Genomic DNA, 19,588 nt, shown 5'->3' on the forward strand with positions numbered 1-19,588 from the left:
ACTAATACTAAAAATAATAATTATGAACCGATTTTATTTCAATAAAAGCAATAAAGCAGCATTATTTTTTGCAATGACTTTATTGCCTTCCGGCATAGCATATTCACAGGTTAAAAAGGATACGATAGTTAAAGAAAAGAAAATAGATGAAGTTGTTGTAATAGGGTATGGAACACAAAGAAAAGAGGCGGTTACAGGTTCTGTGGCCACGGTAAAAGGAGATGCATTGCGTGAAGTACCTTCTGCTAACATAACTCAGGCATTACAGGGAAGAACGGCAGGGGTAGATATCTCACAAACCTCTACAAAACCGGGTGCTGCCATGCAGATCCGTATCAGGGGAACAAGATCTCTGACAGGAGATAATAATCCGTTGATTGTATTGGATGGAATTCCTTTCGTAGGATCACTGGGAGATATAAGCTCAAGTGATATCAAAAGTATTGACATCCTTAAAGATGCTTCTGCTACGGCGATTTACGGATCCAGAGGAGCAAACGGAGTTATCCTCGTTACAACCAACAGAGGAGCAAAAGGGCAGAAACCCAGATTCACTTACAATACCTTTACGGGAGTTCAGACCTTGTTTTCAAAATATCCTATGATGGATGGTCCTAAGTTTGCACAGTTGCGTGCTTATGCGATTCCGGCAGGAAATACAACACCTTTATATTCAAATGGTGCTGATGAAAGCAACAGTGTTAATACGGACTGGCAAAGCCTGTACTACAAACCGGCGATGATGACCAGTCATGATATCGGGGTTTCAGGAGGAACAGACGGAGGAAATTATAATGTAGGGTTATCTTACTTCAAGCAAGATGCATTGATCCCTATTCAAAGTTATGAAAGATTTGCCCTGCGAATGGCTATTGACCAGCAGGTAGGCTCTGTTTTTAAATTTGGTTTTACATCCAATACCAATTATTCAATCTCTGAAGGAAATGGGGTAAATCCGGGAGCAGTGCTGGGATTTTCTCCAATTGCCAATCCTTACAATGCGGACGGAAGCCCAAAGAGGGTAATGAGCACGGCTGGAGGTATTGATCAGACATGGATTTATACCAGAGGGAGCCTGGAAAGTCTTGGAGATAAATATATTGACGAAACCAAATCTTTTGCATCCTACAACAACCTTTACGGGGAAGCCAATCTTCCGATCAAAGGACTGAAATACCGATTGAACGTAGGTTTGGATTTCCGTACTTCAAATAGTGGAAATTATGCTGGGGTAGGAGTATTTAATACGAATCCTCTTGGGCCTTCAGCTGCAGGAAGAGGGAATAACCAAACCTATCACTGGGTCCTGGAAAACCTTTTAACCTACGACCGTACATTTGGAAAGCATAAAATTAATGCGGTAGGATTATATTCCGCAGAAGGGAATAAGTATACAAGCTCATACATGAGCGCAAAGAATGTCCCTGCAGATTTTTTTCAGTATTATAATCTGGGACAATCGCCTCAGGCAGATATTACCGTACGACCGGAAGACCAGATCTACTGGAAAACGGGTCTTCTTTCTGCAATGGGAAGGGTAATGTATACTTATGATAACAAGTATATGCTGACAGCAACACTTCGTGCAGACGGATCTTCCAGACTGGCTCCCGGCAACAAATGGCATACATATCCCGCATTATCATTAGGATGGAATGTTACCAATGAATCCTTTATGCAGAATATCAAAGCCATTAATCTTCTTAAATTCAGGGTTGGATGGGGACAGACCTCCAATCAGGCAGTAGATCCATATTCTACTATGGGAAGATTTAGTGTTGCTCCTTATAATTTTGGAAGTGCAGGAAGTACAGGGATCTATGGAAGTCAGCCACCAAATCCGAACCTGGGCTGGGAATATTCAAAAACGCAAAACTACGGTCTTGATTTCGGTTTATTGAACAACCGCCTTACGGGGAGTGTGGAGTATTACAAAACCCATACATATGACCTGTTGACACAGAAGAGTCTTCCGGCAACAAGCGGATGGTCATCCATTGTTTCCAATGTAGCGGAAACAGAAAATAAAGGTTTTGAAGTTTCCTTAAACGGTGTCATTTTCGATAATCCGGATGGGTTTACATGGGAAGCCGGAGTTAATTTTTATACCAACCGAAACAAAATTTTATCTCTTGCATCCGGAACAACACGCGATGTGAATAATCTTTGGTTTGTAGGTCATAATATCAATTCGTTATATGATTATCAGTATGTAGGCCTTTGGCAGGCAGGAGATCCCTATCAAAGCATTCTGGAACCGGGAACTGCTGCAGATGTAGTAGGATCTATCAAAGTTCTTTACACCGGAGGTTATAATCCTGACGGAACACCGGTAAGGGCAATAGGACCTGATGACAGGCAGATTTTTGATACCGCTCCTAAATTTCAGGGAGGATTCAATATGCGTTTTGCCTACAAGAACTTTGAACTAAGCACGGTAGGGGCTTTCCAAAACGGAGGAATCCTGGTAAGTACCATTTACGGATCTGCAAGTTATCTTAACAGATTAACAGGTAGAGGGAACAACGTGGATGTAGATTACTGGACAGAAGATAATACAGGAGCTTATTTTCCTCGTCCGGGACGCCATTTGAGCGGTGATAACCCGAAGTATTCTTCTACTTTAGCGATGTTTGATGCTTCTTACCTTAAGCTCCGTACGATTACATTAGGCTATAATTTCAACAAAGATTTTTTAAAGGATTTGAAGATCACCGGCTTAAGAATTTACTTTACCGTAACAAATCCTGTTGTATTATTCTCTCCTTATCATAAGTTCTCAGGAATGGATCCGGAACCGAACTCTTTTGGAAATGAAAACCAGGCCGTAAGCGGATATCAAAGCCGTCAGCTTGTTATAGGAACCAACAACCCTTCCACAAGAAATTACTTAATGGGACTTAACTTAACCTTTTAAAACTGTATTGTCATGATAAATTTTAACAAAAAACTGGTATTGGGAACAATCTTTTTATCCCTAACATTTACAGGATGTAATGAAATTCTGGATGAGCAGCCAAGATCAATATATACAGCGGATTACTTTAGTACACCGGATGGAATTAATCAGGGATTTACCTCTCTGTACAGACAGATGAGATTATTGTACGGTAATGGATATTTCATGAGCAATTGCCAGAATGGAACTGACGAATCAACATGGGCCCAAAGTGCGGATGGTAACTTTAAAGAACTTGATATGTCCGGAAACGGTATTATCAATTCCAATACTTTTCCTACTAGTATGGTTTGGAATTCAGTGTTTCCGTATATCAATACAGCCAATGGAATCATTGAAAAGGGACCGGGGTTCGGAATCGCAGAATCCATGATTTCCGAGGCCCGTTTCTTCCGCGGATTTTACTATTTCATGCTGGTGCAGACCTATGGAGGAGTTCCTTTGGATTTAGGGGCAGGAGAATTGAAATATAATACGCTTCCGTCCACGAATTCTGCAAGGAATACTGTGCCGGAAGTCTATACAAAAACGGTTTTTGCTGATCTTAAAAAGTCAATAGAAAATTTACCATCATCACCGAGAGTAACAGGTGGTGTAACCAAAAATGCAGCAAGATTAATGCTTGCCAAAGCTTACCTTACTTATGGATGGTGGCTGCAGAATCCTAACAATATTCCGACTTACCCTGAAGCAACAAGAACTGACCCTGACGGACATAATGCTCAATGGTATTTTCAGCAGGCTTATGACGTCGCAATGGAAGGAATCAACAACCCGGGACCTTATGCGCTTCAGCCTACTTTTTATGATGTCAATGTAGGTTCAAACGACAGAAACACGGAATCGATGCTCTATGCAGACCATATACAATCAAGTACTTACTATAATGAAAGTGATCCTGTAGGATTTGGATCAGGCTGGGCTCCGGACAATTTTGCAGCATGGATGCAGACCTGGAACTATACGGCTATCAAAAGCAGTAAAACCACAGCTTGGGTTGGCGCAGACGTTGTAAGTTCAGTACAGAGAGAGGCGGCGCAATCACTGGGACGTCCTTGGGTTCGTATGTGTCCTACTTTGGGAGTCATTAAAAATACTTTTGCAGATAAAACCAATGATTCCCGTTATGATGGAACTTTTGTAACCACGTACAGAGGAAACTGGAACAAGAATGGAACGGGTCTTACAACGGTTCCTGTACTTTATAACGCCAATAATTTACCGGTACAACCGGGTGGGGCTATCCTGAGCTTTCTTAACGATGACAGCCAGCTGCCTGCTTATCCTACAGGAGCGGGACAAAGTGGTGTAGGAGCAGGAACACTGGCTGGAAGAGCCGATTGGGTAATTGCACCGAATGGAATCAGCAGGATTGTATACCCTGGCTTATGGAAAATTGGAACTTATCGTACCGATGATCCGAATGGCTTAGGATATCCGAATGCGGGATTAACCCGTCCTTTCAGCGTTGCCAAGTTTTCAGAATTCTATTTTATTGCAGCAGAAGCAGCAGTAAAAGGAGCTTCAGGTGCTATGACAGCCAGAAGTTTAATTAATGTCATCCGTGCCCGTGCCGGAAAATGGAAGTTCAATAATGCCCAGAATGCTGCTTACGTAGCGGATAACAGTGCTGCCATGATTGCGGCTACACCAGCGGTAATTACCATTGATTATATCCTTGCAGAAAGATCCCGCGAATATTACGGCGAATTCTACAGATGGTATGACTTGGTACGTACACAGAAGTGGGGAGATTATGCGGCTACCTATCAGATCGGGGGAGCTTCTTATGGAGATCATGATCCGCAAACGGTGACAAGAACGATACAACCTTTTCATTATCTGAGACCTATTCCACAGAATCAGATTGATGCGATGGAAGTATCTGCAGACATCAAGGCAAAATATCAGAACCCCGGATACAATTAATTTTATTCTACATTCATATCAGCAACAGAGTAGGTGTGAAAGCACCTGCTTTGTTTATCTGAATTAAAATTTAAAAATTATGGAAAAAACCTGGCGTTGGTTTGGAAAAAAAGACAAAATAGAACTGAGTACGCTTCGTCAAATAGGAGTAGAAGGAATTGTTTCTGCCCTGCACGATATCCCCAACGGAGAAATCTGGAATCTGGAGGCCATCAATGATTATAAAAACTATATAGAAAGCCACGGACTTCGCTGGTCTGTTGTTGAAAGTCTTCCCGTAAGCGAAGCGATCAAATACGGAGGTGAAGACCGTGACTCTTTAATAGAAAATTATATCACAAGCCTTGAAAATTTGGGTAAAGCAGGCATTACAACAGTTTGCTACAATTTTATGCCTGTTCTGGACTGGGCACGTACCGATCTTTTCCACGAATGGGAAGACGGTTCGTCATCCCTCTATTTCGACAAAGCCAAATTTGCGTACTTCGAAATTCATATCCTTCAAAGAGAAGGGGCAGAAAACGACTATAATCCGGAGATCCTTCAGAAGGTAGAAGAATTAAAAAATACATTAACGGAAAAAGATAATAATGACCTGATAGATTCAGTCATTGTAAAAACACAGGGATTCGTAAACGGAAATATCAAAGATGGTGAATTGAATCCTGTAGAAAAATTCAAGAGTTTATTGGCGTTATATGATGGAATCGATAAAGACAGATTACGCCAGAACATGAAATATTTCCTTGAAAAAATAATGTCTGTCTGTGAAAAATGGAATATCCAGATGTGCGTACATCCAGATGATCCTCCATTTTCACTATTGGGCTTACCAAGAATAGTGACCAATGAAGAAGATATCGACTGGCTTCTGAAAGCTGTTGATAACCCTCACAACGGATTGACGTTTTGTGCAGGATCTTTAAGTGCTAACCTTCAGAATGATGTTCCCAAGCTGGCACAGAAATTTGCCCACAGAACCAAATTCGTTCACCTGAGAAGTACAAATGTCTTTGAAAACGGTGACTTCATTGAGGCTCATCATTTGGGAGGAAGAGGAAAGCTTATTGAAGTGATCCGTGTATTCGAAAAAGAAAACCCTGATCTTCCTATGAGAATTGATCATGGTAGACTTTTAACCGAAGATATTGACAAAGGTTATAATCCCGGCTATTCATTTTTAGGAAGAATGCTGGCATTGGGCCAGATCGAAGGAGTAATGGCCGCAGTACAGTCGGAATTACAGAAAAATTAAACTGCGTTTGTAATAAATAATAAAAAGTAAAATGAAAGACCTGTTTAGTATTAAAAACAAAGTAGCAGTCATCACAGGGGCTTCAGGTGTTTTGGGAGGAAGTCTTGCCAAAAGCTTTATAGAGGCCGGCGCCAAAGTTGTTGCACTGGGGAGAAACCAGGAAACACTGGATGCCAGGGTAAAAGAACTTACAGACCTGGGAGGAGATGCATTCGCTGTGGAAGCCAATGTGATGGATATTAAAAGCCTTGAAGCTGCCGCAGAGAAAATAAAAGAAAAATATGGCAGCATTGATGTTCTGCTCAATATAGCCGGTGGAAATATCCCGTCAGCAACCTTATCTCCCGAACAGTCATTTTTCGATATGGATATGAAAGGATGGGCGGAGGTTACTGATCTTAATATCAACGGAACTGTTTATCCGAGCTATGTTTTCGGAAAAGCAATGGCTGAACAGGGGAGCGGAAACATTATCAATATTTCTTCCATGGCTGCTTATTCAGCGATTACAAGAGTGGCCGGATATTCTGCAGCCAAATCAGCAATTACCAATTTTACCCAATGGCTGGCCTCTGACCTGGCATTGAAATTCGGAGATAAGATACGCGTTAATGCCGTGGCACCAGGATTTTTCATTGGAGATCAGAACCGTGCAATTCTTCTGAATCCGGATGGAAGCTTAACGGAGAGAAGTAAAAAAGTAATGGCCAAAACACCGATGCAGAGATTTGGAGAAGTAGAAGAGCTGAACGGGGTTGTACAGTTTCTATGTTCAGATGCCGCAAGTTTTATCACGGGAGCATTGATTCCTGTTGACGGAGGCTTCAGCGCATTCAGTGGAGTATAAAAAAAACTAATTTTTTCATATACAGTAAACAGGACCTTAATGGTTTCATTCAAGGTCCTGTTTTTAAAAAGTAGACACCTAAGTGTTGTGAAAATCTTTGATTTTCATCTTATGTGAACTTTTCTGCAGAATTATTTTAAACTTTCTTAAGTGAGCCAAAGTGTTTTAAAATAAGGCTTTTGTGGTTTTGCAGAGTTTAAACAAGTTAATTAAAATTCAGGGTTGTAAAAATAAATCATGAGTAATTCCATTAAAAATAAAGACGTTTTCGGAGAATTGTTTTTGCTTGAATCGGCAAAGGCAGAAAATCTGTATTTCGGCTATGCCAAAGATATGCCGGTGATCGATTATCACAATCATCTTGAACCGGATGTGATTTCTACCAATCAGAATTTCCGTTCTTCAACCGCTATATGGCTGGATGGTGACCATTACAAATGGAGAGCCATGAGAAATTTCGGCATTGATGAACAGCTTATTTCCGGAAATGCTTCAGATCAGGAGAAATTCAGGAAATGGGCAGAGGTAGTACCTTATACCCTTCGTAATCCGTTATTTCACTGGACCCATCTGGAACTCAAAAATCCTTTTGGAATCAGCGAATATTTATCATCCAATAATGCAGATGCAGTGTATCATCAGATGAATGAAAGTTTGCAGACACCTGGTTTTTTGCCACAATCCATTATTGAAAATTTTAAAGTAGAAGCCTTATGTACTACAGATGATCCTGCTGATGATCTGGTTCATCACAAGGCTTTAAAAAATAGTGGGTTTAAAACAGCTGTTCTTCCGGCTTTCCGTCCTGATACCTATATCAATATGATCAATCCTGAACAATATCTTTCAGGAATTAAAAAGCTTGAAAAAGTCTGTGGTTTTTCCATCGCATCAATCTCTGATGTGTTGAATGCACTTCAGTCCAGAATCAATTATTTTGTGGAAGCAGGGGCAAAAGTGGCCGATCACGGCTTTGAATATTTCCCGGATACCACAAAGTGGAATCAAAACCTTGAAAAAGAGTTTTCAGAATTTCTGAAAGGAAATATTTCGACATTTTCCGATCCGGATGCATTATGCGGCTATTTGCTGAAAGAACTTTGCAAAATGTATGCAGAAAAAGGCTGGGTACAGCAGTTTCATGTAGGAGCAACACGAAACAACAATTCAGAAATGTTCAGGAAAATGGGTGCCAATGCAGGATATGATGCCATTGGAGAACCATATTACGCACAGCGATTGAGCGTTTTGCTTGATGCATTGAATTCAGAAGGAAAACTGGCCAAAACCATTATTTACAATCTGAATCCGGCATTTAATGAAGTTCTGGCTACTCTTGCCGGAAATTTCAATGAAGGAGGCATCAAATCCAAAGTACAGTTTGGAGCAGCCTGGTGGTTTCTTGATCAGCTTGACGGGATGACCAAGCAGATGAATACGCTTTCCAATATCGGTCTTATCAGCACTTTTGTCGGCATGCTGACTGATTCCCGAAGCCTTTTATCATTCTCAAGACATGATTATTTCAGAAGGCTTTTATGCAATATGTTCGGAAGTGAAATGGAAAGAGGTCTTCTTCCCGATGACGAAAAATGGGTAGGAAAGATCATCCAGGATATCTGTTATCACAATACAAAAAATTATTTTGAAATATAAAACCATGCAGGATTCATCGAAAATATTATGTTTCGGGGAACTGCTTCTCCACTTTGCCCCGGATTCCGAAGGAAACTGGCTGAATGAGCAGTCTCTGAAGATGTATATAGGCGGAGCAGAATACAATGTAGCAGCTGCACTTTCCCAGTGGAAGAATTCTGTGAAACTGTTATCAGCATTACCGGAGAATTTTGTAGCAAACCAGCTGGAATCTCAGCTTAACAGTAAAGGAATAGAAGTCCTTGCAGAAAAGAACAAGGGAAGAATAGGAACATTTTATCTTTCTTCCGATGGCGATATGCAGAATGCTTCAGTGGTATACGATCGCTTTCCGTCTGTTTTTACCCAGTCGGATTTTGAAACTTTCAGTGATGATGAGATATTTTCAGAGGTAAAATGGCTGCATATCAGTACCATCACACCGGCTTTGAGTGACCAGGCATTCCACAAATGTCTGCAAATCATGAAGGAAGCCAGAACAAGAAATATTACGGTTTCTCTTGACCTGAATTACAGGGCGTTGCTTTGGCAAAACCAGAATCCTCACAAAATTAAAGAGCTGATGCCTTTTGTGAATGTTCTTATGGGAAATATCTGGTCTGTGGAGCAGTTTCTCAATATTCCTGTTGAATATGAGCTTAACGGAAACTTCGATGATGAAAACCTTCTTAAACAGGCCGAAAAAACAGCATTGGAAATCAGAAGACAATTCCCTGAGGTGGAAAAAATTGCGAATACCTTCCGTTTTACAAACGGAGAACAGGTGAATTACTTTGCCACCTTATTTACTGATGAGCTTTTGATTTCGAAAAAATATAACTCAGATACCATTAAAGAAAGAGTAGGAAGCGGTGATTCTTTTATGGCCGCCCTAATTCATGGAATTTTAAAAGGAAATCCTGAACAGCAGATTCTGGAAGATGCTACAAAAGTTGCTTTTAAAAAGCTTTTTGTAAAGGGAGATACCATTGATGAAAGCATTAATATCGAAACATTATGAGTGAAATAGTACAAAAAATAAAAGACCAGAAAATCGTTCCGTTGTTTTATAACGAATCGTTTGAAGTCTCAAAAAATATCATAAAAGCTTTATACGAAGCAGGAATCCGTGTGATAGAATATACCAACCGCGGTCATCAGGCACTGGAAAACTTCACTAAGCTGAAAGAAATTTCCCATATTGAATTTCCAAGCCTTCTGTTAGGAATCGGAACAGTAAAAAATGTACAGGAAATGGATGATTATGCTCATGCAAAAGCAGATTTCATCATTACACCTGTCATCAGTGAAGCATTGGTAAAACATGCACTTGAAAGAAATATCCTTCTGATTCCGGGCTGTTTCACCCCTTCCGATATCAATATTGCCTATCAGAACGGTTTAAAACTGGTTAAAATATTTCCGGCTGATGCTTTAGGAAAGAACTACATCAAATCTGTGAAACCTGTTTTTCCGGGAATGAATTTTATGCCAACCGGAGGAATTCATGCTGAAACTGAAGATATCAGAGAATGGCTCAATGGAGGTGCCATAGCAGCAGGGTTGGGAAGCTCTCTCATCGGAAAAGATATTAATGATGAAGAACTGACGCTGAAAACAAAAAATTTATTACAACAACTTAATCAATAACTCAATGCAGGCTCCTCAAAACCGCAATATAAGATGGTGGATGCTGTCTCTTGTCTTCCTCGCTACTACGATCAATTATCTTGACCGTCAGGTAATGGGCTTGCTGAAACCTGTGCTGGAAAAAGAATTCAGCTGGGATGAAAAAGATTACAGTTATATCGTCATGGCTTTTACCACGACTTATGCTATAGGTTATATGGCCATGGGAAGATTTATAGACAGGGTAGGAACCAAAATCGGGTATGCCGTTTCCCTGATTGTATGGAGCCTTGCCTCGATAGGACATGGCTTTGTCAAAAATACCATCGGGTTTATCATTGCGAGAAGCACGTTGGGAATCAGTGAAGCAGGAAACTTTCCTGCCGCCATCAAATCAGTGGCTGAATGGTTTCCCAAAAAAGAAAGAGCACTGGCAACGGGAATTTTTAACTCAGGAGCGACGGTGGGAGCTATTTTAGCGCCACTATTGGTTCCGTTCATTCTCGGGCATTACGGCTGGAGACAGACTTTTGTATGGATTGGCGCTTTGGGTATGGTTTGGATTGTCCTTTGGTGGAAATTTTATGCCGTTCCGGAAAAAGCCAAAAATATCAGCAAGGAAGAACTGCAGTATATAAAAAGCGATCAGGCTGAAAAAACTGAAGAGAAAACGAAAATTCCTTTATCGGAATTACTGAAATATAAAGTAACATGGTCGTTTGCCATCGGTAAAATGTTAACTGATCCTATCTGGTATTTCTTCATGTTCTGGCTGCCGGCGTATTTTTCGGATGTATTCAAAATGGATTTAACAAAACCATCCCTTCCATTGATTATTATTTATAGCGGAACGACGATCGGAAGTATCGGCGGAGGATATCTTTCATCATTTCTGATCAAAAAAGGCTGGGCCATCGGAAGAGCCAGGAGTTTTACAATGTTATTATTTGCTTTGATGGTGGTTCCGGTCATGTTCTCAAAATACGTAGATAATATGTGGATGATTACGATCATTATTGCTTTTGCAACAGCCGCACACCAGGGATGGGGAGCCAATCTTATGACCACGGTCGGAGATCAGTTACCCAACAGCTATGTAAGTTCTGTCATTGGTTTTGGCGGAATGCTCGGTTCAGCGGCAGGAATTATTTTTCCATTGTTCATCGGGATCGTTTTGGACACATTCAAAAAGGCAGGAAATGTCAATGGTGGTTACAATATTATTTTCTTTATTGCAGGAATTTCATATGTTGCAGCCTGGGGACTCATTTCGTTGATCAACAGAAAGAAAACAGTTTAGTATAACAATAATATAGTTTGAAGTTTAAAAAGTAAAAATGAAATCCGGGTTTTACATCACCATAGGTCTTCTGATCAGTATATTTTCCTTTGCCCAGAAAGGAGGAAAGTATAAGCTGTGGTATGACAAGCCCGCAAAACAATGGGTGGAAGCTTTACCGGTAGGAAACGGAAACATTGCAGCTATGGTCTATGGAGACCCTTATCAGGAAAAGCTTCAGTTGAACGAAGGGACATTCTGGTCCGGAGGCCCTTCCCGAAATGATAATTCGGATGCTCCAAAAGTTCTGGATTCAATTCGGTATTATATTTTCAACGGAAACTTTAAAAGAGCCCAGATCCTTGCGGATAAGGGATTAACAGCGAAAACAGTTCACGGTTCGGCATTCCAGAATATTGGTGATTTTACGCTGGATTTCAATAACCTCAAGGATATCAGAAATTATTACAGAGAACTGGACATTGAAAAAGCAATCGCAACCACTACATTTACCTCTGATGGCGTTAATTTTAAAAGAGAAGTTTTCGCCTCAATTCCTGATCATGTGATTGTCATTAAATTAAGCTCAGATCACAAAAATGCATTAAACTTTACAGCAAAATTCAACAGCGAGCTCAAAAAGGAAGTCAAAGCCATTGATGCCACTACTTTACAGATGGATGGGGTTTCTTCCACATTAGACGGCATTCAGGGGCAGGTGAAGTTCAGTGCACTGGCAAAACTCATGACCAAAGGTGGCAAAACTCAGATCTCAGAGAGCGGAATTTCGGTAAGCAATGCTCATGAGGTTACGATTCTTATTGCAATGGCCACTAATTTTACAGACTACAAAAATTTAAATACAGACGAGGTTGCAAAAGCCAGAAAGTATATTGAAGCAGCAGCAAATAAAAGTTTCAAAACTTTAGTTCAAAACCATCTGAATGCTTATCAGAACTATTTCAAAAGAGTAGATCTGGATTTAGGAACTTCTGAAGCAGCAAAAAATCCTACAGATGTCCGTATTAAGAATTTTGCAATGGGTTATGACCCGGAACTTATTTCATTGTATTATCAGTTCGGGCGTTATCTCCTGATTTCTTCCTCTCAGCCGGGTGGCCAGCCCGCGAATTTGCAGGGGATCTGGAACAATTCCAATAAACCGGCCTGGGACAGCAAGTATACGATTAACATCAATACGGAAATGAATTACTGGCCGGCAGAAAAAACCAACCTTCCTGAAATGCATGAACCATTGATCCGGATGATAAAAGATTTGAGCGAAACAGGAAAAGAAACGGCAAAAACAATGTACAATAGCCGTGGCTGGGTAGCACATCATAACACCGATATCTGGAGAATAACAGGAGTAGTGGATTTTGCCAATGCCGGAATGTGGCCCATGGGCGGAGTCTGGCTTTCACAGCATTTGTGGGAAAAATATTTATACAGCGGAGACAAAAACTATCTGCGAACCATTTATCCTGTTCTGAAATCTGCAGCACAGTTCTATGAAGATTTCCTGATTGAAGAGCCTGCGCATCACTGGCTGGTGGCAAGCCCGTCAATGTCGCCCGAAAATATTCCGCAGGGACACCAGGGAAGTGCTCTGGCAGCAGGAAATACAATGGACAATCAGTTGATGTTCGATGTGTTCACCAAAACAAAAAAGGCGGCACAGATTCTCAATATAGATTCAGATAAAATTCAGGTCTGGAATACTATTATTTCAAAATTACCACCGATGAAAATCGGAAGTTACGGACAATTGCAGGAATGGATGGAAGACCTGGACGATCCTAAAGACAACCACAGACATGTTTCCCATTTGTACGGATTATTTCCTTCCAACCAGATCAGTCCCTTTACCACACCGGAATTGCTGGATGCCTCCAGGACCGTTCTCGTTCACCGTGGTGATGTATCCACAGGCTGGTCAATGGGCTGGAAAGTCAATCTTTGGGCTAAATTATTAAATGGAAATCACGCCGATAAATTAATCAAAGATCAGTTAACGCTGGTAGAAAAAGACGGTTGGGGCAGCAAAGGCGGAACGTATCCGAATCTTTTCGATGCACATCCGCCATTCCAGATTGATGGAAATTTCGGCTGCACTTCCGGGATTACCGAAATGCTTCTGCAGACTCAAAATGGTTTTATAGACATCCTTCCCGCACTTCCTGATGAGTGGAAAAACGGCAGCATTTCAGGGTTGAAAGCATATGGAGGTTTCGAAGTCAGTATTATCTGGGAAAATAATAAAGCTAAAGAAATTACCATAAAATCAGGATTGGGAGGAAACTGCAGAATAAGACTTCCGAACGAAATGAAACTTTCCGGAAATACAAAACTGAAAAAAGCAGAAGGTAAAAACCCGAATTCTTTATTTGAAATTCCGGAAACTCCAAAACCTCTGATTTCTGATAAAGCAAAATTGAATCCAGTTGAATTTAAAACTAACCTTATCTATGATTTCCCGACTGAAGCAGGGAAGGTATATACATTAAGATGGAGTGATAAAAGCTCTGAAAGACAATCTGAAACTAAATCTATTTACAATAAAAACTAAAAAATCTATATATGAAAAAGAGTCTAATGAATCCTGTTTTTTTAAGAAATAAAACCCATGTCATTGCAGTGGCAGCACTACTTTCCATCAGTAACCTCTCTGCACAGACTTTTTCCGACTTCAACTACCGTGGAAACGATAAAATATATAATGACAATCCTCTTAAACCGGACGAGTTCTATTCCCCGATTTTGCAGGGTTGTTATCCCGATCCCAGCATTACCAAAAAAGGTGATGACTATTACCTGGTAAACTCTTCTTTTTCAATGTTTCCGGGCGTTCCGATTTTCACTTCCAAGGATTTGGTCAATTGGAAGCAGGTTGGACACGTTCTCGACAGGCCTTCTCAGCTTAAGGTGGAAAAAGGAGGTGTTTCTCATGGGATTTATGCACCTGATATCAAATACAATAAACACAACGATACATTTTATATGATCACTACCCAGATTGCGGGCGGTATCGGAAATATGGTTGTAAAAACCAAAGATCCGGCAAAAGGGTGGAGCGAAGTTCAGAAACTGAATTTTGATGGTATTGATCCTGCCATTTTCTTTGATGATGACGGAAAAGCTTACATCGTTCACAACGACGCGCCACCACAAGGGACCGAGCAGTATCAAGGTCACCGTGTTATTAAAATGTGGGATTACGACCTTGAAAAAGATCAGGTTGTTGCGGGTTCAGACAGAATTATCGTAAACGGTGGAGTTGACCTTTCTCAAAAACCTATTTGGATTGAAGGTCCGCATTTGTACAAATACAAAGGGAAATATTACCTGATGTGTGCAGAAGGCGGAACCGGAGGCAACCATAGTGAAGTGATTTTTATGGCAGATTCTCCGAAAGGACCATTTGTTCCCGCTAAAAATAATCCGATTCTTACGCAAAGATATTTTCCGAGAGACCGAAAAGAAAAAGTGGATTGGGCAGGTCATGCAGATTTGGTGGAAGGTCCGAACGGACAATGGTATGGCGTATTTTTAGCAATTCGTCCGAATGTCAGCAACCGTGTTAATAAAGGCCGCGAAACATTCATCCTTCCGGTTGACTGGAGCGGAACATATCCTGTTTTCCAAAATGGCCTGGTTCCAATGAAACCAAAACTGAAAATGCCACAAGGCGTTCAGAATCAAACCGGGCAAAACGGATTTTTTCCGAATGGAAACTTTACCTATAACGATAAACTAACCGATAAAAACCTCGATTTCCGTTGGATTGCCATGCGTGGACCGCGTGAAAACTTCATTACTGCAACAAAAAATGGTGTAAAAGTGAACCCAATGGAAACGAATATCAAAGCGTTGGCTCCGGTTTCATCTTTGTTCCACAGATTACAGCACGAAGACTTCGAAACTTCCGTAACCTTGGATTATAAACCAAAATCGGAAAAAGAATTGGCTGGAATTACCCTCTACCAAAGCGAAACATTCAATTACGTTTTCGGAATCACGAAAAAAGATAAAGATTTCTACATCGTATTGGAAAGAACAGAAAAAGGCCAATCAAAATTGATTGCAAGTGAAAAAATTTCACTTTCAAAGAGTATCAAATTTCAGGCTACAGGAGAAAAAGATGAAATCAGCTTCAATTATTCTTTGGACGGCAAAAATTTCAAAAATCTGGGAGGACCGGTTTCAGGAGATATACTTTCTACTGATGTAGCGGGAGGTTTTACGGGGAGTCTTATCGGACTGTACAGCACCTCTTCCAATGATATTATCCCGCAATAGCAGGGCATTAGAAAAGATACTTAATGACAAAGATTAAGTATTTTGAATTGAAAAACTAAGCGTAAAAACCAAACATCACAATACATTTTGAAAATCAAAATATCTTATATAGTTTCTTTTTTGGGGTTTATCGGGCTGAATCTTCTTTCAGCCCAGGTAAACTCTTCCGGAAACCAGAGTACCGCATTTACCAATCCCATCATTTGGGCAGATGCACCGGATCTATCCATTACCAGAAGCGGAAATGATTTTTATCTGATCAGTACTACCATGCATCTTATGCCGGGAGCTCCGGTAATGCATTCCAGGGATCTGGTACATTGGGAAATGTCCGGGTATGTTTTCGATACTCTGAACGACAACTCAAAATATGATTTATTGAACGGAACCGTTTACGGCAGGGGCCAATGGGCTTCATCAATTCGCTACCATAAAGGGAAATATTATGTTTTGTTTTCTCCGAATGATGAACCTTTCAAATCGTATTTCTATGTGACTGATCATCCCAAAAAAGGAAAATGGAAACTCATCACCAGAACACGGCATTTTCACGATGCATCACTGTTTTTCGATGATGATGACAGGATCTATGTTTTCACTTCCAACAAAGCTTTTGAACTGAGTCCTGATTTTAAAGAAGTGATCGGAAATCAGGATGGAACTGAGATATTTCAGAAAGATGCTTCGGAAACCGGACTTCTGGAAGGAAACCAGATCATCAAGAGAAAAGGGAAATATTATATGATGATGATATCATGGCCAAGAAACGGAAAACGCCGTCAGGTAGTCTACAGGGCAGATAAAGTGACAGGTCCTTACGAGAAAAAAATAATTCTGGAAGATAATTTCTTAGGATTTTCCTATGCAGGGCAAGGCGCTTTGATAGATGATAAAAACGGAAACTGGTATTCCCTTATTTTCCAGGACAGAAACGGAGTGGGACGCGTTCCGCTGCTTCTGCCTGTTCAATGGGAAAATGACTGGCCGGTATTGGGAGATAACGGAAAAGTTCCTTTGAAAGGAGAAGTTCCGCTTCCGCCGTTCAAACCCAAAAATCATCTGGTGGAAAGCGATGAGTTCTCTGGTAAAACAATGAAAATCCAGTGGCAATGGAATCATAATCCGGTAAATGAAGCCTGGTCTTTATCCGAAAGAAAAGGTTTTCTGAGACTGAAAACCAGCAGAGTGGTAGACAATCTGTACGCAGCACCCAATACTTTGACCCAGAGAATGGAAGGTCCAACCTCTTCAGCGGTTGTCGCAATGGATCTCAAAGGAATGAAAGATGGAGATGTTGCAGGGTTCAGTGCTTTCAACGGGGACTCCGGGATCTTGTCAGTAGTGAAGGAGGGTGAAAAAAAATTCATTGTTTTTTCAACCAACGAAGTGAGCCTGGATAATAAAACAAAAGCCATTATAGGGGTTAAAAAAGAAGAAAAAAAACGGATTCCTCTTAATTCTGATAAAGTTTTTCTTCGTATCGATGCTGATTTTAACCTCGGGAAAGATCTTGCAGACTTTTATTACAGTACGGATCAGAAGAACTGGAAGGAAATGGCAAAAGGTTACAAAATGATCTTTAATTACCGTAGATTTTTTATGGGATCAAAATTCGCGGTTTTCAATTATGCCACTAAAAATACCGGAGGCTTCGTAGATGTGGATTTTTTCAGAGTCACTGAAGCCGGAAAATAAGAATCAGAAGCAGATAAAAGTCTGTTGTAAACAGTAAGTAAAATATACGCTATTATTTTTTTATCTGAATAATAAGTGTGAAAAATACAAATAAAAATCATGAATAAATCAGTTATATGGGCTTTAGGACTTGTTTTGTCGGGAATGTTTGTTTCCGCACAAACTTTTGATCAGCAGGCGCCGCAGGGTTTCGATGTGGAAAATGCTGCTGTTTCCCACGGGAAAATTGACACGATTCAATACCAATCGAAAACCGTTGGAACAACAAGAAGAGCTTTGATTTATACACCGCCGGGATTCAAAAAAAATGAAAAATATCCTGTTCTTTATCTTCTTCACGGAATTGGCGGGGATGAAAAAGAATGGTTCAATCAGGGAAAACCCAATATTATTCTGGACAATCTGTATGCACAGGGAAAACTGCAGCCGATGATTGTTGTACTTCCCAACGGCCGTGCGATGAAGGATGACAGGGCGACGGGAAATATAATGGCTCAGGATAAAGTGGAAGCTTTTGCAACTTTTGAAAAAGATCTGCTGAATGACCTGATTCCGTTTGTAGAGAAAAAATATCCGGTTAAAAAAGACCGTGAAAACCGTGCTTTGGCAGGGTTGTCAATGGGAGGCGGACAGACACAGAATTTTGCTTTCGGAAACATTGATAAGTTTGCCTGGCTGGGCGCATTTTCTTCTGCACCCAATACAAAAGAGCCCAATAAGCTTTTACCCAATCCACAGGATGCGTTAAAGATGAAGCTGATTTTTATTTCCTGCGGTGATGCAGACGGGCTGATGCCTTTCAGCAAGAGAACCAGTGATTATCTGAGAAAAAATAAAATCTCTCATATCTTTTATATAGAACCAGGCGGCCATGATTTTAAGGTCTGGAAAAATGATTTATACATTTTTTCACAGCTCTTGTTTAAGCCTGTTGACAAAACTAAGTTTGAAGGATTTACCGTTTTGGGAACTCCTGCGGCAACCAATATCAGAAATGCCCAGTATCCTCAGATCCTTCCCGACGGAAGAGTGATGTTCAAAGTGAAGGCACCGGAAGCACAGAAAGTTCAGATCGATTTAGGAAAAAAATACGATCTGAAAAAAGATGCTGATGGCTTCTGGACAGGTACAACTGATCCGCAAAGCGGAAGTTTCCATTATTATTCCCTGCTGATTGACGGGGTTGCGGTTGCTGACCCGTCCAGCGAAACATTCTACGGAATGGGAAGGTATGCCAGTGGAATAGATATTCCTTTCGAAGGAGATGATTTCTATGCATTAAAAGACGTCCCTCATGGAGATATCCGTATTAAAAATTTCTATTCCAAAGTCACTAACTCATGGAGAAGAGTTTTTATTTACACACCGCCGGGGTACGACCAGAATCCTGCTGAATCTTATCCTGCACTGTATATTTTACATGGCGGAGGTGAAGATGAAAGCGGCTGGGCCAACCAAGGCAAAACTAATCTGATTCTGGATAATCTCATCGCGGAAGGAAAAGCAAAAAAAATGGTCATCATTATGCCGGACGCCAATATCGGACAAGGCGGAATCCGGAACTTTGGAGAGCGCAATCTTCAGATGTTTGAAAAAGAGCTGAAAGAATCCATCATTCCGTTTGCCGAATCTAATTACAGGATAAAAAAAGGTAAAGAAAACCGTGCGTTGGCAGGACCTTCCATGGGTGGAATTTATACGCTGTATGCCGGAATTCAGAACTCTGAGATGTTTTCCGGTTTGGGAGTTTTCAGTTCAGGATATATGCTACCGATGCTTCAGGATGTTGCCGATAAACAGTACAAATTTTTAAATGAAAATAAATCTGCTTTTTCATCCAACATCAGAAATTTCTGGATTTCAATGGGTGGAAAAGATGATATTGCTTATGAAAACGGTCAGAAAATGCTGAAAGAACTGGATAAAACCGGAATTAAATATACGTACACAGATTATCCGGGAGGACACACATGGCCGGTTTGGAGAAATAGTCTGCATCAGTTTGCCCAGGTACTTTTTAAATAAAGATTTTAAGTTAATGGCATAAAGAAAATAATTCAA

General features: G+C 40.6%; 12 protein-coding genes. All 12 read left to right on the forward strand.

The window, feature by feature from the left end:
* Positions 1 to 22: 22 nt before the first annotated feature.
* The 12 genes from AC0INN_RS03890 (at position 23) to AC0INN_RS03945 (ending at position 19,552) form a co-directional block, all read left to right on the forward strand.
* Positions 23 to 2,917 (forward strand): SusC/RagA family TonB-linked outer membrane protein, encoded by a 2,895-nt coding sequence (locus tag AC0INN_RS03890; protein ID WP_306611807.1) that lies wholly within the window; start codon positions 23 to 25, stop codon positions 2,915 to 2,917.
* A gap of 12 nt (positions 2,918 to 2,929) precedes the next feature.
* Positions 2,930 to 4,888 carry a RagB/SusD family nutrient uptake outer membrane protein gene (locus AC0INN_RS03895; protein ID WP_172278139.1) on the forward strand — a complete coding sequence of 653 codons (1,959 nt, stop codon included), beginning with the start codon at positions 2,930 to 2,932 and terminating at the stop codon, positions 4,886 to 4,888.
* Positions 4,889 to 4,967: 79 nt separating this feature from the next.
* On the forward strand, positions 4,968 to 6,143 hold the full coding sequence (uxuA, locus tag AC0INN_RS03900) for a mannonate dehydratase (protein WP_306611809.1): 1,176 nt from the start codon (positions 4,968 to 4,970) through the stop codon (positions 6,141 to 6,143).
* A 31-nt stretch (positions 6,144 to 6,174) separates the two neighbouring features.
* Entirely contained in the window at positions 6,175 to 6,990 is an 816-nt protein-coding gene (locus AC0INN_RS03905) for an SDR family oxidoreductase (protein ID WP_273647687.1), read from the forward strand.
* A gap of 237 nt (positions 6,991 to 7,227) precedes the next feature.
* A complete protein-coding gene (gene uxaC, locus AC0INN_RS03910) occupies positions 7,228 to 8,646 on the forward strand; it encodes a glucuronate isomerase (RefSeq protein ID WP_273647688.1) in 1,419 nt (472 codons plus the stop codon).
* Positions 8,636 to 9,646, forward strand: coding sequence for a sugar kinase (locus tag AC0INN_RS03915; protein ID WP_306611812.1), 1,011 nt, complete (start codon positions 8,636 to 8,638; stop codon positions 9,644 to 9,646). Before uxaC ends, AC0INN_RS03915 begins: the two co-directional genes overlap by 11 nt.
* Positions 9,643 to 10,275 carry a bifunctional 4-hydroxy-2-oxoglutarate aldolase/2-dehydro-3-deoxy-phosphogluconate aldolase gene (locus AC0INN_RS03920; protein WP_306611813.1) on the forward strand — a complete coding sequence of 211 codons (633 nt, stop codon included), beginning with the start codon at positions 9,643 to 9,645 and terminating at the stop codon, positions 10,273 to 10,275. The genes AC0INN_RS03915 and AC0INN_RS03920 overlap by 4 nt, the downstream gene beginning before the upstream one ends.
* A 4-nt stretch (positions 10,276 to 10,279) precedes the next feature.
* Positions 10,280 to 11,554 carry an MFS transporter gene (locus AC0INN_RS03925; RefSeq protein WP_306611815.1) on the forward strand — a complete coding sequence of 425 codons (1,275 nt, stop codon included), beginning with the start codon at positions 10,280 to 10,282 and terminating at the stop codon, positions 11,552 to 11,554.
* A gap of 37 nt (positions 11,555 to 11,591) precedes the next feature.
* Positions 11,592 to 14,102 carry a glycoside hydrolase family 95 protein gene (locus AC0INN_RS03930; protein WP_306611817.1) on the forward strand — a complete coding sequence of 837 codons (2,511 nt, stop codon included), beginning with the start codon at positions 11,592 to 11,594 and terminating at the stop codon, positions 14,100 to 14,102.
* An 11-nt stretch (positions 14,103 to 14,113) separates the two neighbouring features.
* Positions 14,114 to 15,832 (forward strand): glycoside hydrolase family 43 protein, encoded by a 1,719-nt coding sequence (locus AC0INN_RS03935; protein ID WP_306611819.1) that lies wholly within the window; start codon positions 14,114 to 14,116, stop codon positions 15,830 to 15,832.
* A gap of 87 nt (positions 15,833 to 15,919) precedes the next feature.
* Complete coding sequence (locus AC0INN_RS03940; protein ID WP_306611821.1) at positions 15,920 to 17,527, forward strand: glycoside hydrolase family 43 protein; 1,608 nt, start codon at positions 15,920 to 15,922, stop codon at positions 17,525 to 17,527.
* A gap of 99 nt (positions 17,528 to 17,626) precedes the next feature.
* Positions 17,627 to 19,552, forward strand: coding sequence for an alpha/beta hydrolase-fold protein (locus tag AC0INN_RS03945; protein ID WP_306611824.1), 1,926 nt, complete (start codon positions 17,627 to 17,629; stop codon positions 19,550 to 19,552).
* The last annotated feature ends 36 nt before the right edge of the window (positions 19,553 to 19,588 follow it).

This window comes from Chryseobacterium subflavum, assembly GCF_055762745.1.

Coding starts and splice junctions, on each gene's coding strand:
- AC0INN_RS03890 (WP_306611807.1), top strand. CDS start 23: ATGAACCGATTTTATTTCAATAAAAGCAATAAAGCAGCATTATTTTTT.
- AC0INN_RS03895 (WP_172278139.1), top strand. CDS start 2,930: ATGATAAATTTTAACAAAAAACTGGTATTGGGAACAATCTTTTTATCC.
- uxuA (WP_306611809.1), top strand. CDS start 4,968: ATGGAAAAAACCTGGCGTTGGTTTGGAAAAAAAGACAAAATAGAACTG.
- AC0INN_RS03905 (WP_273647687.1), top strand. CDS start 6,175: ATGAAAGACCTGTTTAGTATTAAAAACAAAGTAGCAGTCATCACAGGG.
- uxaC (WP_273647688.1), top strand. CDS start 7,228: ATGAGTAATTCCATTAAAAATAAAGACGTTTTCGGAGAATTGTTTTTG.
- AC0INN_RS03920 (WP_306611813.1), top strand. CDS start 9,643: ATGAGTGAAATAGTACAAAAAATAAAAGACCAGAAAATCGTTCCGTTG.
- AC0INN_RS03925 (WP_306611815.1), top strand. CDS start 10,280: ATGCAGGCTCCTCAAAACCGCAATATAAGATGGTGGATGCTGTCTCTT.
- AC0INN_RS03930 (WP_306611817.1), top strand. CDS start 11,592: ATGAAATCCGGGTTTTACATCACCATAGGTCTTCTGATCAGTATATTT.
- AC0INN_RS03935 (WP_306611819.1), top strand. CDS start 14,114: ATGAAAAAGAGTCTAATGAATCCTGTTTTTTTAAGAAATAAAACCCAT.
- AC0INN_RS03945 (WP_306611824.1), top strand. CDS start 17,627: ATGAATAAATCAGTTATATGGGCTTTAGGACTTGTTTTGTCGGGAATG.